Raw genomic sequence first — 14,548 nt, forward strand, 5'->3', positions numbered from 1 at the left:
AATTCCCGCTTGCGCGTGCGCTTCGTCGACAAGTTCAGTCCAAGGTCAGTTTGTTTCATGGGCTACATGCTCGCTGCCTCGACGATTCATGGCAAGCACTCGCGAAGGCTAGTTGTGCAGAATTTCCCTAGTGCTTTCGAGGGTGCGGGTGAGCACCTGAACCGCAGCCCGGATCGCTTCGACGCGCGTCCTGTACCGGCCGGGGGATTCGCCGTCGATGCGCTTGCATGGCGACGATCCGCCCGCGCTGTTGAAGGCGTACGAGAAACCGAACTCCCAATCGCCCTCTGCGATCTGAGCGAGCCGAATCTCGACGGACGCGCGCCCGGTGCGCTTCGAGATGGGCGCGGACAGGATTTCCGATGGCTCATACACGCCATGCTCGTTTGCCTTGGCGATCGGATACTTCGGCCGACGCGTCGGCACGGCATCGAGCAGGTCTTCGAAGCCCGTCAACGCGCGATGTACGCCTGCGATCGTGCCCGGCGACAACTTGCCGAAGCCCGGATCGTGCAACACGCTTTGCAGCGCTTGCAAAAGTTGCTTTGCATGTTGCTCGCCAATCTTCCGTTGAGGCTCAAAGCCGGACAGCAAGTGACGCGGGAATCGATTCGGCACGCGACGCTGCTGCTCGCGCAGATGATTCGCACGTCGGAGCGATTCAAGCGCTCGCGGTTTACTGGTCTGAAGCACAACGAGCGCCGCGATCAACGCGCGGGACATTCCGTCGAACGGGCGAAGGTGGATATCGTTGAGCGTTTCGCGCTTCGCTTGCTCGATGAGTGGGTCAACGATCAGTGCGTGCGTTGCGAAGGTCGCGGCGTCGTGCGGACAGGCGGGCGGTACATCTGCCCCGACTGCGCGGGATCGGGGCGTCGACCGATCGACGAGGCAGCGCGTGCGCAGGCGCTCGGCATTCCGCTTGATGAGTATCGCTGTCACTGGTCGCGACGTTTTCATGACATGCTTGCGCTTCTCGATAACGTGAATGGGTCGGTGTTCGATACGATGCGTCGGCAATTGCGAGAATGAAGCGACTTCCATTTCAAGAGTGAATGCCGTAAACTTCAGTCATCCTTTACCGCGTCACTGGATGATCGCTGGCACCGCGCGTTAGTCGTGCAAACCTCTCGGGACATAAGAACAAACAGTGGAGCCCGTTAGGTCGTGTGGAAGCGTTCGTCCTTAGATTTCCGATTTCGATGGTCCGGGTACAATTCCTATCCGAGATTCTGATCGTTTGCTTGAAATGGGTGAGCGAATGGCTGGCGGAGCGCGGGACGAGCTGATTTCACGTAAGGAAGCAGCGTTACTGGATGCGCTGCTTCGCGAAAGTGAGCGCGCGGTCGTTGTACTTGGAGCCGCGAAGGTCGACGCTGACCTTGAAGATCTGATCAAACGTGTGTTGATCCCGTCGGAGAGCACGCGCGATCGGCTTTTCGATCAGGGGAATGCTTTGTCTTCCTTTGGTGCGAAAATCTCGCTTGCACAACGACTTGGAATCATAGATGCCGAATTTGCGTCCGTACTGCAAACGATTCGTAGAATCCGGAATGACTTTGCGCATAATGCTACTGAGTCTGATCTATCGCTGGCTGATCATCGTGAAAGAGTAGGATGTATAGCCGCATGGGCAGGGCGTGGCTCTGATTTTCATATGATGATGCGGGCATTGGCGACGCAGTCGCATGTGCCGGAGTTACGTAAACGGTTTATCGCTGGTCTCGTTACTGTAATATTGGTTTTTTATCACGGCCGCCTATCACTTAAGAAGATTGATGTCGGAGGACCATTGCAGCCAAATGAGTGGATAAGGTTAGCGGACAGTTAAATTTAGAATTCACCTGAAGCCCTAAGTGCGAAAGCCCTCGGGGCTTTTTGCATTGGGGCGCTGAAATGCGAAGCGAGTTGGCGAATGGCGGGCCGGGCGAGGTCTGGTCGGCGTGGAATGAGGATCGAAGCACGGGGCGCGTTACCGCGCGTGGCTTCGTATTCGATGATCCAATGGACCGCATCGTGTAGGCGATGGAGCGTGCGGGTGATCACGCGGTCGCGGTGCTTGCCGTCGGGGTCGCCGCTGCCTAGAAAATGGGCAGGGGACCCTATTGCGCGGGTGCATGCGGGGGTGCGCACCCGCGCTTTTTCTCTACTGGTGAATGACCTAGGGGGGTCATATTCATGCCAACCCAACAACAAATCGCGGAGCATCTCGACTTCGATCGGTCGGCCGTTTCGCGTCTGGTCGACCGACTCAACATCGACTATCGAACGGCGTCGATGGATGAGATCCGCATGGCTTACCTTCGGCACTTGCGAGAGATGGCCGCCGGTCGCGCGAGCGAGACCGGTATTGACCTTGTGGCCGAACGCGCGATGACCGAACGTGTCGATCACGAAATCAAGTTGCTGACGCTGGCCGAAAAGAAAGGGCAGTTGGTCAACGCAGCGCAGCTTGAGCACGCATATGGCCAGATGGTCGGTGCCTTTCAGACGGAACTGCTCGCGCTATCCGACAAGCTGGTGCAGGAATTGCGCGCGCTGTATGACGTTGAAATTGACCTCGAATGGTTGAACGAGCATATGTATGGGTGTCTTGAACAGCTTTCTGGATACGACCCAGACGGTTCGGGCGGTGATTCGGCGAATCGTGCAGCTATTGCGTCCGCCGCAGAAGATCGGGACGACGGACTGGGCGCGCAAGCATCGGCGGATGAGTGCGAAGGCGACGGCGAGCCCCGGCCGCTATAACCCGAACATCACGCCGTGGGTGTTCGGCATGCACGCGGCTCTCGACGATCCGCGCGTGCAGAAGGTCGTGTGCATGAAGTCGGCGCAGGTCGCGTGGACGGATGGGGTGCTGTTGAACTACATCGGCCGGCGGATCGATGTCGATCCGTGCCCGATGATCATCATGTTCGCGAAAGAGAAGTCGGCGAAGAAGTTCAACATGGAGAAGTTCGAACCGATGGTCGAGGTGACGCCGCGCCTGTCGGCGAAGCTTGCCGGCGTGCCGCAGCCGAACGATGCGCGAGCGCCCGCTCGCGCCGTCGAGCGCACGAATGATCTCGGTTTGCGCCTCGCGAAGCTCCAGGATCGAGCGGTACTTCACGCGGCGATCCGCATACTGCACTTCGAGCTCGCCCTTCGCGATCGCGGACTGGATGCGATCCAGATCCTGCCTTGTGTAAGCCATCGGCTTTCTCCTAGCGACGCGTCAGGTAGGCCGAGCGGCCGACGCGACGCCCCTGAATGCGCGAAACCCCGCTCGGCGGCGGGGTTTCGATGGGTTGTGCGGTTTGCTGCGGTGGCGGCGGATCCGTGCCCGCATCGCGATCCTTCGGCGAATCCGGCAGCACCTCGACCGGCAGCGCCGACGGCAACGCGTCGAGCACCGGCACCGCCTCGAACAGCGACACCTGCGACAGGCGCTGCTGCTCGACCTGCCAGTGCAGCTCCGTCATCAGATGCGTCTTGACGCTGCGCGCCGCATGCAGCGCATACGCCTCGCAGTCGAGCGCCTCGTTTCGCGCGCCGGCCTTCTTCTGCCAGACGCGCTTGGTGCCGATGCAGGCGGGCACCTTCACCTCGGCCGTCAACTGCGACAGATAATCGGATCGAACGTCGCGATACCAGTGCATGCGTCCGGGGCCGTCGCCGTCCAGCTTGAGCCGGTTGTCGAGGATCAGATCCTTGGCCTTGCTGACGCCGACCATGTACGGCCGCAACCCGTACTTCGCCGCCTTGCTGTTGTTCCGCGTCGAGTCGACCGACGCGCGCGGCGTGCTGAAGATCTCCGCATTGGCATCCGTACCGCCCTTGATCGCCAAGACGTTCAAGCCCCGCCGCTGTGCCGCGCGCACATACTTGTAAACCGCGTCCGACGTCGAGCCGTCCGACGAATCGATCGACGTCGCCCGGACCCGCGGCAGCCCGCCTGTTTCATGCCGGTAGGCGTGCGTGATCAGCGTCGTGAGCGCGCCCCATACGCCGCCCGTCAACGGGTCTTCGCGTTGGTCCATCACGTTGCCGAAGATCTCGTCCCATACGACCAGCCAGCTTTCCTCGCCACGCCCCCACGCGCGCAGCACGATCGCCAGGCGATCATGCTGCACGTCGACGCCGAGCGTCAGCAGCAGACCGCCCGCCGGCACCACGAACGCCGGATACGGCAAGGGGGTTCGATGAGCCGTGCGCATCCGATGCTCGCGCGGCGGGGATTCGTGGTGCCGACGCGGCTGAAGGCGGCGGTGTACGAATCCGCGAGCACGGGCGGCGCTCGCGCACGGTCGTGGAAGGCGTCGAGCGCGGGGCCGAACGCGGCGGCGGCGCAAAACCTGCCGCTTATGCGGCATCGGGCGCGCGACGCTATTCGAAACGACCCGTGGGCGAAAGCCGCGATCACGCGGCTCGTGTCGAACACGATCGGCTCTGGCATACAGGCGCATCCGCGGCATCCCGACGAGGCGATGCGAAACGCGCAAAAGCTGCTTTGGGACGACAGCGCAACGGAGATCGACGCGGACGGGCTGTTCGACATGGCGGGTTTGCAGACGCTGGCCGCTCGAGCGTTCTTCAGCGACGGCGAGGTGCTCGTGCGGCGGCGACTTCGCAGTTGGCATGACGGATTGGCCGTGCCGTTGCAGGTGCAATTGCTCGAAGCCGATCATCTGCCGGTGAGCAAGAACGAACGCCTGCCGCGCGGCGAGATCGTCAACGGCGTCGAGTTCGACGACGACGGACGGCGCATTGCCTATCACCTGTTGACCCGGCATCCCGGCGAGTACGGTCGGCAGGCGGGGGACAGCACGCGGACGGTGCGCGTGCCGGCCGACGAGATCGCGCACGTGTTCCTCGCGCTGCGGCCGGGGCAGGTCCGCGGCGTGCCGGAACTGTCGACGGTGCTGCTGCGGTTGCATTCGCTCGACAACTTCGACGACGCGGTGTTGTTCCGGCAGGAGGTCAGCAACCTGATCAAGAACAAGGGGCGTCGAGGTGGCAAGCATGGTTAAGGTGCCGAAGAAGACGCTCGCCGGCGTCGTCGGTGCGATCGCGGCCGGCGTGCTGGCCGTGGTCGTGCCGAAGTTCGAGGGCGTCAAGGCGGTGGGCTACCTTGATCCGGTCGGCATTCCGACGAAGTGCATGGGCGACACGCGCGACGTTGTCGTCGGCCAGGCGTGCAGCGAAGCCGAGTGCCGCGCGTCGCTCGAAACGCAACTGATTGCGCACGCCGAACCCGTGCTGCGTTGCACGCCGGGGCTGAAAGATCGTCCGTATCAGCTCGCTGCAGCCGTCAGCTTTGCATACAACGTCGGCGCGAACGCGTACTGCAACAGCACGACGGCGAAGCGCTTCAACACGGGCGACCTACGCGGCGGGTGCCGCGCGATCAACGAGGCCGACGACGGCCGCCCGCAATGGGTAACGGCGCGGGGCCGGGTGTTGCCCGGCTTGGTGAAGCGGCGCGCGGAAGAGCGCGCGATCTGCGAGCGGGGGCTGTGATGCCGAAAGCAGCTCCGTATCTGCTGGCCGCGCTGCTTGGCATGGCGGCGGGTGCTGGTGTCGAGTACCTGATCAGCGCACGCCGGCTTGCCGACGAGCAGGCCGCGCGAGCGCTCGACGCGCAACGGCATGCCGAAGCGTTGGGCGCGATCTCGCGTGCCGCGCTCGACGCCGAGCAGCGCGCGATCGCCGCGCACGAGGCAGCCACGTCGGCGGTGGCCGCTGTTGACCAACGAACCACGAAGGAGAAGATCGACCATGAAGCAGAGAATCGCAGCCTGCGGGCTGCTCTTGCCGCTGGCACTGAGCGGCTGCGCGTCGCCGTCCGAAACTGCACGGCAGCCGATCGTGACGGTGTGTCCGGTGCTTCCAGCGCCGCCGGCGTGGGCGATGGTGCCGCCGCCTACGCTGACGTCGACGCAGCGGTTGCGGAACGCGTTTTTGCCGTCGCCGGAGACGATCAGCGCGAGATCGACAAACTGACGGCCCTGCAGGGCTACGTGTGTGCGGTTCGGCCCGAGACGCCGGGCTGCGAGCGGAAGTAACGAGAAACAGGGCGGCCGGCGCGCGTGCGCGAACACGCATGACGGCCGCCTTTCCACTGTCCATGCCAGTGAATCGGCCAAGGCCCTGCTTACCTACGTAGGCGGGCCGGATTCTACACCAAGTTTAAAAACGGCTTTCACAATGGCAAATCCCATCATTCCTTGGATCGGCGGCAAGCGTCGACTCGCGGAACACATCATCCCGCACTTTCCGAAGCACGAGTGTTACGTCGAGGTTTTCGCAGGCGGGGCTGCGCTTTACTTCATGCGACCGCCGGCCAAGGTCGAGGTGATCAACGATATCAACGGCGAGTTGGTGAACCTGTATCGCGTCGTTCAGCACCACCTTGAAGAGTTCGTACGTCAGTTCAAATGGGCGCTGACGAGCAGGCAGGTCTTCGAATGGCTCAAGCATACGGTCCCGGAAACGCTCACCGATATTCAGCGCGCGGCGCGGTTCTACTACCTTCAGAAAAGTTGCTTTGGCGGCAAATTGGAGGGGCAAACGTTCGGAACGGCGACGACTACGCCGCCCGGCCTGAATCTGCTGCGCATCGAGGAGGAGCTATCGGCAGCGCACATTCGCCTTGCGAATGCGTACATCGAGCGGCTCGATTGGGCGACCTGCATCGATCGTTACGATCGGCCGCACGCGCTGTTCTACGTCGACCCGCCGTACTTCGAGACTGAGGGGTACGGCGTTGCGTTCCCTTTCGCGGAGTACGAGAAGATGGCCGAGCGGCTGCGGTCGATCAAGGGGCGCGCGATCGTCAGCCTCAACGACCATCCGGAGATCCGGCGCGTGTTTGCCGGCTTCCACATCGAGAGCATGCCGATTCAGTACACGATAGGCGGCGGGAAGGGCGTCGAGCGCCGCGAACTGATTATTTTTAGCTGGGACGACGCGGCACAGCCGGTTGGATTGTTCTGAGGCGGTAGAGATCGACCTGCCGTCAGGAGGGCGGCAGGTCGGGTACTGCATGGGCCGATTTACTGCATGCGGAAGGACCAGACGTTACAAATCCTTCCACCGCGAAAGATACGACAAAATCGGTGGCTGCTGCATGTCAATCTTGGTTAAATGGGACGGTTCGGCGCGCCACACATCTGCCATTTTCCAGTTTTCGTCTGCGGATTTGATATCCTTGCAGCGATAACTCGGCGGATTGCCCGTCGCGACACGCGGCCCGATCGCCTGAATCCAATACGCATTCAATAAGAATTGAGAGGGCGGTTGTGTCATTAAATGAAACACTACGCAGTTTCGCGGCGGGGGCCGTCGACTGGAACAATCGGCCGGTCGCGCTGAATTTCGGCCGACTGCAAAGTACCTTGGGGCCGCTCTTGGCCCTTCAGCACGCGGGCATTCGCGAAGCGCTGATGACAGGCATCCACGGGCACCTGACCTGTGTGTCGACGCGTCACGATCTGTCGCCCCGGCTATTCCTTGGCGTGCCCGTCTCTCTGCGGCTTGTCACCGATCGCGGCCAGCTCCGCTTCATCAACGCGATAGTCAAAGACGTGCAGATCGGCCAGAGCGACGGCGAGCTGTGCGTATACCAGCTTACGGTGTGTGACGCGCTGTCGCTGATGGACAAGCGCACCAATTCGCGTGTGTTCCGCAAGACGAGCGTCGTCGACGTGCTGGCGGTCCTGTTGAACGAATGGCGGCGTCGTAGCCCGGCGCTCGCGGCGGCGTTCGAGTTCGACCTGTCCGGCCTCGACCGAAGCCGTTATCCGGCGCGCGAGCTGACCCGGCAGGTCAACGAGTCGGACGCGAAGTTCGTGCGCCGGCTGCTGCGCCGCGAGGGCATCAACGTGTTCGCGAAAGTCGGTCCCGCGAAGCCACCGCGCAACATTCACGACGAGACGCCCGTCCATACGCTTGTTTTTTGCGACAACCCGCTGCAATTGCCGGAGGCCCCGGCGGGCACGGTGCGCCTGCACCCGCGCGACGCCGCGACCGAGCAGCGCGATACGATCACGCTGTTTGCGCTGCATCAGCAACTGATTTCCGGGCAGGCGAGCCGGCCGTCGTGGGACTACAAGCAGGGGCGTGTCCACGATTCGGCGGCGACCGCGAGTATCGATCAGGGCGAAGCCGGCAACGACCTTGCGAACCTGCTGACGGACGTGGCGATCGACATTCCGCATGTCGGCGATTCGTGGGACGATCACGATCGGATTACGCGCGACCGGATGCTCGCGCATCAATTCGACGCCGAGCGCTACGACGGCGTAAGCAGTGTGCGGGATATGCCGGTCGGCCACTGGTTCACGCTGACCGGCGATGTCGATCTCGACATGCAGCCGGTCGAGAAACGGCAGTTCATGATCACGTCGGTGCATCACGAGGTCTGGAACAATCTGCCGAAGGGCTTGACGGGGCGCGTGCACGCGTTATTTACCGCGAGCCGCAATCTGACGCAGGCCGCACCCGCATTGCCAGCCACGCTCGAGGCGGAATCGGATACCCGCTACGAGAACGCGTTCACCTGCGTGCGGCGCGGCGTTCCGCTCACGCCCGCGTACGATCCGAAGATCGACCTGCCGCCAGTCCATCTGCTCACGGGCGTGATTGTGACGCGCAACGGCGAGGAAGTCGTGTGCGACGAACTTGGCCGGGTCTACGTGCAGATACAGGGGCTCGATGCGGGCGATCACGCGCATGCGCAGGGCGCAGGCACCAACGGCAATGCGGGCGACAGTGCCCCGATCCGTGTGGCGTCCAGTTTGGCCGGGGCGGGCTTCGGCGTATCGTTCCTGCCGCGCGCCGGCATGGAGGTCCTGCTGGGCTGTATCGCGGGCGATCCCGACCGTTTGGTGATTCTCTGTGTGCTCGGAAACGGCGTGAACACGCCCGCGACGTTCACTCATACCGGTTCGCTGCCGGGCAACCGTTTCGTGTCGGGAATCAAGACGCAGGAAATCAAGGGCCGGAAATATAACCAGCTCCGGCTCGACGATACGCCGCAGCAGATAAGCGCCCAACTCGCGAGCGAGCACGCGCATACGCAGTTGAATTTGGGTTACCTGACCCAGCCGCGCAACAACGGCGTCGGACAGGATCGTGGCGAAGGCGCGGAACTGCGCACGGACGCGGCCGCGGCGCTGCGGGCGGCGCAGGGCATTCTGCTAACGACCTATGCGCGCTCGCAGGCGAGCGGCGGCCAGCTCGATCGCGATGAATTGCTGCAATTGCTCGGCGAGTGTACCGAACTCTTCAAGTCGCTCGGCGACTACGCGGGACAGCACGGCGGGCAGGCGGCAGATACGGCAGGCCAGACCGCCGTCGCGCAGGCGTTCAAGGGCTGGACGCCGGGTAGCGGCGCATCGGAATCGAGTAGCGTCGCAGGCGGTTCGCAGGCGTTGATGGCGTTCGGTGCGCAGGCCGGTTCAGTGAACGTGACGCCGAAGACACATGTTACTTACGCGGGCGAGAACATTGATCAGGTCGCGCAGCAGCATCTTCAGTTGATGAGCGGTCAGCGCTTTAATGCGACGGCCGGACAGGGAATGCAGTTGTTCGCGCGCGGCACTGGCGTACAGGCCGTGGCCGGTGAGGGGCCGATGTTGCTGCAGGCGCAGGCCGACACCCTGACGGCGAATGCTCAGAAGGGCGTCAAGATCGCGACGAATGAGAACGAGGTGCTTGTCACCGCACCGACGATCCGGTTCGTTGCCGAAGACGGCAGTTATATCAAGATCGGCGGTGGCGTGACGCTCGGCACGAACGGTGACATCAAGTTGCTGTCGGCGTCGCACCAGTGGGGCGGGCCGTCGACGGAGCAGGCTTCGAAAACATCCTTCACGAACCAGCCGACCGACCAGCAGTTCCGTTTGCACTTCCCTGGGCATACGCCGGAAACGCCGGCGCTGGCGGCTAACCAGCAATATCGCATCGCGCTCAACGACGGTCGGATCATCGAAGGGAAGTCGGATGCCAGTGGGCTGACGGATCTGGTGAAGGACGACGTGATGCGCATCGCCAAGATCGATATCTTGAAGCCGTCGCTCTGAAACGACAGGGGAGAATTCTGTGGCCGAGACCAACAACGACTATCGTGTGCATGCGCAGGGCGCTGGCGTCACGATTTCGGATCGACCGGATGCTCGCAACGTGCAACTGCCGGGTGATCTGCCGGGCATCGTGATCTTTATTCACGGGGTGAACGATCCGGGTGCCGTGTATTCCGTTGTCGAGCAAGGGCTGTGTCAAGGGCTCAATGAGCGCTTGTCACGGACCGATTTGAAGGAGGGTAGCTACGGCGCCCTTTATCAACGAGCAAAGACTCAAAAAAATCCGAGCAAGCGGCAAGCGGAGATTTTGTCCGATCCTGATATGTATCTATATCAGCGTGCCGAACTTCCCAATATCACGAAAAGTTTTTTTATTCCGTTCTATTGGGGGTTGCGTGCCGACAATCGGGATATTGCCAAATTGAATAACCCCGGCATCATCAAGAGTCGGGTGGCAGACGATCGCGGCAACCTTATGACACGTGGCCAGTATCAGGATGTCAACGGAAATCGGCTCGATGCACACTTTGCAAAGGCCGGCGGATTCTTTGCCAACGCAACCAACAACATCCCGCAGATGTACGGTCGAGGTTTCGAGCCGGACTTGAAAACGCGCCTTGTGATGCGCAACGCAGTGGCTGGGAACAGCGTGTTCGCGGGCAAAGCGCCTGATCGGCGCTATTTCGTACTGGCAGCGACGCGACTGGCGAACCTCATCAAGACGATTCGCACAATCCAGCCGAAGGCGTTAGCCTCTGAGCATGGCATAGACCCTCGGCATGAAACCATTACAGTGTTGGGCCACAGTCAGGGGACGATCATTACCCTGCTGGCACAGGCGATTCTTAAGCAACAGGGGCAGCGTTGCGTTGATTGCATCATCATGGTGGACACACCCTACAGCCTCTACGCAACGGAAGACGACGGCAACCAGACCGGCCACGGAAAGCTGAAAACGCTGATCGATATCGTCAATGTGGTTACGAGCGAGCCGCATACCGTTCCCGATCTGGCAGACCTGCTGATCACTGCGGAGCAATCAAGTGGTCGAGCAGGCGCGAACTGGAGCAAGACCTGCGGAAAGCGACTGGACAAGAACGGTAAGAACTGGGTTACGTTCGACGAGCGAGACAATCGCGGCAAGGTGTATCTGTACTTTTGCCCTGAAGATACGGTGGTAGGGCTTAAGAAAGTGCGCGGGATCGGAACGTTTGGTGTGCCTGATGAAGTGCCTGCTGATGGATCTGCCGCCAAACATGGTAAGACCATGCAGGCCATGACGGCCCTTGCGCCCAAGCGTTTCCACCAGCGCGTGTGGACGCGGATGGAGCGCGATGATAACGGCAATGGCAAGTTCAAGAAGGTGCTGGTCGGCACATCACCTGCGCGGGTGCCCGTGCGCGACCGGTTCGAGCGACTTACACCTGGACCTGATACGGATGGAACCATGTTGGGCACGGTGCTTGAATCGAGCAAGAATGCTGCTCTGCAGGCGTCATTTACTCGTAACGATATCCGTTTTATTAACGGTGAGGAACTGAAGCCGCCGTGCGAACCCGACTTGTACGGTGGCGAAATCAAGAAAGGTGGTCCACGTCCCGGCCACGCCGACGTGGCCGGGATGATGACGCCAGACGATGTCACGAAGGATGTTTCGTTGGGCAATCAATACGCGTCATTCAAATGGATTACCGTCGAGACGACGCGTAATCCGCTGGCTAGCATCGAGTCTTACAAGACTGCTTTCAATCAGGGCAAGGCGATCGACGGTCAGTCGCAGAATTGGCGGGTGGTCCCGGACACATCTGCGACCTCAATGATCAAGAACGCATTGCTTCCGATCGTTCCGCCGCAGTATCTCATTCAACGAGAGCAAACCCCGAATGAAGCTCGTCTGGACATGCAGCAGAATCCGGACGCTCGAGAACCCAACAATTACCATTCGGGTGTGCTGCACAGCACGGAGAATCATCGGTGGGTGACCGCGATGGACGTCGCGATTGGTCAGGCCGTCACGCTCGATGATCCGGTTTGGCGCGAATTGCTGATCCTGATGGCGGACTGGAAAATGGTTCCGGCGTCACTCGCCAAGATTAAAAAAAATGCAAATTATGATCGTCTTGATTCCAAGATGCAGGATTTTATTCAAGCCTGTTCCGACTATTATATGTACGGGATTTTTCCTGATGCGCACGTGTCTTCGACTCCGCCGCCATTGGTAACCAGTGAATTGACATCAGCGGCCATCGCTGCACAAGAGAAGGCTCAGGCCGAGTACTACAAACAAGAGGCGCAGAAAGCCCAGATGATGTATGGGAATAAGACGCTCGGGGAAGTATTCCAGGGGATGCCGCGATGATCGCGAGACCGCGAATTTGGCCGTATGCTGCCGCGTTTTTTGTGGTGGCGATAATCTGGACTATCTTTGTGATGGCGCGACACTACAGTTATTGGCAAACGACAGGGCAGGAGATGCCGCAAATGGGAAGTAGCATTCGGAATGGCGTGCTAGTGATCTTGGCTTTGATCGCCTTGGCGTACGCCGCGAGCGTCGCGTGGTTGCATCGATCTCCGGTGGCGACTGCTGGCACATCCGACCGTCCGGTTTCGGGCAATCAAGATAGCAGTGCAGTCGTAGCGCACGGCTTCAACGGCTCTTCCACGATGTTGTCACAGGCCGGACAAAAGTACGTGCTTGAGGTTCGTGGAATGGGGATCGTGGTTGGTGAATATGCCGACGAGGAAATCTGGCGCGAGATCGAAAAAAAGGCTGACAACCACGCATCGTATGTATCGGCAAATCCGGAAGACTATCCGGATAGTGACGATATCCGGATGGCTGATCTTGGTGTGTCAACTACTTTGTCATTCAAGGAAGGCGGTCGTCATGCCGTCGAATACTGGCCGGTGCCAACCATTGTCTGGGGACCACCAAAAGACAAGCGGAATGATTTTCGTGCGGCAAAGAATATTGCTGATGGCAGGCAAAAAGCGAGTCTTGGTGTGACGCTTTTCCTGTGGGAGGCGGACGCTAATACTAGCGATGGCGCGGCAATGATCGAGAAGCTGTTCGCGTTCTTCGACTCGCATCCAGACGTACCGGCTGCCTTGGTGGTCAGTCAGGACGGGTCGATGCTGCGCTCGCTTCTTGTTGCGCCTGGTAGTGGCGGAACATCTCGCGCGGGACACATCATTCCCGAACTGCCGGATAGTATGGGCGCCATCCTCGTGTCCCGTTCGGATCGAGTGGACAAACTTATTCGTCCGTACGCCGTCGAGCAGACTGCGCAGATCGATCGGAACAGTACCGAATACGACATCATCAAGCTGTGGAATTTCTTTTGGGAGCAGAACGACGGCCGCGGCCCTGACAGCTTCACAGCGCATTACATCGAGCAGGAAAAGCAGGCTGGCGTTCTGTATCCGGGAGCGATTGGCGTGATGTCGTCTACGTGGTGGCAGGCGAAATTGCCGGCGTTCTGGAAAACCATCGACAACAAAGGGCCGGGTCAGTTCACGCCAACGCTGTATATTCCAGTGCGCTGGACGACGTGGCAGGTCAAGCAATTCGACGATGCACCTTTGCTCGGATATCTCCATCGTCCGGTTGATGTAAAGCTGACCGACGATCACGGACAACCGCTCAAGACTGTGGCTCAGGCGGCAGCGCTAAAAGCGGGGTGGGAGCAGGCCGTCGCAACGTTGCCAGGCGGGAAGGAGCCGAAACGCGTGTTTTACGATACGACTGGCGATCGCCTATGGGCTGTCCCATTGAATCAGGCGCTCGCGCAAGCAGGCGCGGCTGCCCCGAGCCTGAGCGACGTCAAGGATGGTTACGATATCGGTGCTCGCATTGGCAACACCGGTGTGAGTTCGCCACTTGTACAGATCGGTTTGGGACTGATTGCAGGCTATCAGGATGGCGGAGCGAGTGCGACCGTCAACCGGCGCCCTAATGGTACAGCGAGCATCATCATGGTTAGCCCGCCCGACGCGACGAGTAAAGCAGCGTGGGCTCAAGCGAACAACGGCGCGAATCCGTTCAAATGATGGCTATATCGTGAACTCCATGAAAGAGCGCGACCGTCAGATCCAATCCACAAATGCGAAACCTGACGACGTTCGGGAATGGATGCTGCCTTCGCCAGTGCGTTCTGTCTTGTTTATGGCGACCTTCCTCGGCTTTGGGATTTTGGAGTTTGCGCGGGGTTGATTCATGGCATGGCCGGTGCCAACGGTGCAGATTGGTGGTGGGTATGGACCTTTCGAAGCACGGCGTTGTTGCTTGTGCTTCGCTGCGTGCATGCCTTTATCACATCGCCTTGGGAAATGCGCGGTCCTGGATGCCGAGGCTATGTAGTCGAACCTGAACAATCCTGGACGGCTTATACGGAAAGGCTGTGATGCCGAAACGGTGTTGTTGGATTTGCAGGAAGCAGGCATATTGACGCGTGAATCCTGCAAATCCTGACGAGGTGTGGATG

Annotated in this window: 10 protein-coding genes and 4 pseudogenes; 11 read left to right on the top strand and 3 right to left on the bottom strand. The window is 60.4% G+C overall.

Annotated elements, in window-relative coordinates:
• Positions 1–573: 573 nt before the first annotated feature.
• From WS62_RS38380 to WS62_RS38875, 4 genes and pseudogenes are all read left to right on the top strand, one after another.
• Positions 574–1,032: pseudogene (locus WS62_RS38380) on the top strand (hypothetical protein); the annotation flags it as partial.
• A gap of 208 nt (positions 1,033–1,240) precedes the next feature.
• Positions 1,241–1,831, top strand: coding sequence for a hypothetical protein (locus WS62_RS36795; RefSeq protein WP_156441080.1), 591 nt, complete (start codon positions 1,241–1,243; stop codon positions 1,829–1,831).
• A gap of 347 nt (positions 1,832–2,178) precedes the next feature.
• Positions 2,179–2,748, top strand: coding sequence for a MarR family transcriptional regulator (locus tag WS62_RS38385; protein ID WP_066575386.1), 570 nt, complete (start codon positions 2,179–2,181; stop codon positions 2,746–2,748).
• 28 nt (positions 2,749–2,776) lie between these two features.
• Positions 2,777–2,947, top strand: a pseudogene (locus WS62_RS38875) (phage terminase large subunit family protein); the annotation flags it as partial.
• Here the strand turns inward: WS62_RS38875 and WS62_RS38880 are convergent.
• The 3 genes and pseudogenes from WS62_RS38880 to WS62_RS22370 form a co-directional block, all read right to left on the bottom strand.
• Positions 2,866–3,057: a hypothetical protein gene (locus tag WS62_RS38880; RefSeq protein ID WP_066575389.1), complete on the bottom strand. Its 192-nt coding sequence runs from the start codon at positions 3,055–3,057 to the stop codon at positions 2,866–2,868. The pseudogene WS62_RS38875 and the gene WS62_RS38880 sit on opposite strands and share 82 nt — an antisense overlap.
• Positions 2,999–3,193, bottom strand: a pseudogene (locus tag WS62_RS34595) (phage head-tail joining protein); the annotation flags it as partial. The pseudogene WS62_RS34595 and the gene WS62_RS38880, both read right to left, overlap by 59 nt.
• 10 nt (positions 3,194–3,203) lie before the next feature.
• Positions 3,204–4,196, bottom strand: coding sequence for a terminase gpA endonuclease subunit (locus WS62_RS22370; protein WP_331460083.1), 993 nt, complete (start codon positions 4,194–4,196; stop codon positions 3,204–3,206).
• Between WS62_RS22370 and WS62_RS22375 the strand changes: the two are divergent.
• The 7 genes and pseudogenes from WS62_RS22375 to WS62_RS22405 all read left to right on the top strand — a co-directional run.
• Positions 4,182–4,970 (top strand): annotated as a pseudogene (locus tag WS62_RS22375) (phage portal protein); the annotation flags it as partial. The gene WS62_RS22370 and the pseudogene WS62_RS22375 overlap by 15 nt on opposite strands.
• 31 nt (positions 4,971–5,001) lie before the next feature.
• The gene (locus WS62_RS22380) at positions 5,002–5,499 is read left to right on the top strand and encodes a lysozyme (protein WP_066575397.1); all 498 of its coding nucleotides are present in this window, start codon (positions 5,002–5,004) and stop codon (positions 5,497–5,499) included.
• Positions 5,499–6,044 carry a lysis system i-spanin subunit Rz gene (locus WS62_RS22385; protein WP_066575409.1) on the top strand — a complete coding sequence of 182 codons (546 nt, stop codon included), beginning with the start codon at positions 5,499–5,501 and terminating at the stop codon, positions 6,042–6,044. The genes WS62_RS22380 and WS62_RS22385 overlap by 1 nt, the downstream gene beginning before the upstream one ends.
• A 142-nt stretch (positions 6,045–6,186) precedes the next feature.
• A complete protein-coding gene (locus WS62_RS22390) occupies positions 6,187–6,975 on the top strand; it encodes a DNA adenine methylase (protein WP_066575412.1) in 789 nt (262 codons plus the stop codon).
• A 305-nt stretch (positions 6,976–7,280) separates the two neighbouring features.
• A complete protein-coding gene (locus WS62_RS22395) occupies positions 7,281–10,064 on the top strand; it encodes a type VI secretion system Vgr family protein (protein WP_066575414.1) in 2,784 nt (927 codons plus the stop codon).
• A gap of 19 nt (positions 10,065–10,083) precedes the next feature.
• On the top strand, positions 10,084–12,423 hold the full coding sequence (locus tag WS62_RS22400; RefSeq protein WP_066575418.1) for a DUF3274 domain-containing protein: 2,340 nt from the start codon (positions 10,084–10,086) through the stop codon (positions 12,421–12,423).
• Positions 12,420–14,114, top strand: coding sequence for a type VI lipase adapter Tla3 domain-containing protein (locus WS62_RS22405; RefSeq protein ID WP_066575421.1), 1,695 nt, complete (start codon positions 12,420–12,422; stop codon positions 14,112–14,114). Before WS62_RS22400 ends, WS62_RS22405 begins: the two co-directional genes overlap by 4 nt.
• Positions 14,115–14,548 lie beyond the last annotated feature (434 nt).

The organism is Burkholderia sp. ABCPW 14 (genome assembly GCF_001523835.1).
Taxonomy (GTDB): Bacteria; Pseudomonadota; Gammaproteobacteria; order Burkholderiales; family Burkholderiaceae; genus Burkholderia; species Burkholderia mayonis.

Bases quoted from the DNA above. Each gene is read 5' to 3' on its own strand.
- WS62_RS22390 (WP_066575412.1), top strand. From the start codon at position 6,187: ATGGCAAATCCCATCATTCCTTGGATCGGCGGCAAGCGTCGACTCGCG.
- WS62_RS38385 (WP_066575386.1), top strand. From the start codon at position 2,179: ATGCCAACCCAACAACAAATCGCGGAGCATCTCGACTTCGATCGGTCG.
- WS62_RS22370 (WP_331460083.1), bottom strand. From the start codon at position 4,196: ATGCGCACGGCTCATCGAACCCCCTTGCCGTATCCGGCGTTCGTGGTG.
- WS62_RS22380 (WP_066575397.1), top strand. From the start codon at position 5,002: ATGGTTAAGGTGCCGAAGAAGACGCTCGCCGGCGTCGTCGGTGCGATC.
- WS62_RS22405 (WP_066575421.1), top strand. From the start codon at position 12,420: ATGATCGCGAGACCGCGAATTTGGCCGTATGCTGCCGCGTTTTTTGTG.
- WS62_RS22385 (WP_066575409.1), top strand. From the start codon at position 5,499: ATGCCGAAAGCAGCTCCGTATCTGCTGGCCGCGCTGCTTGGCATGGCG.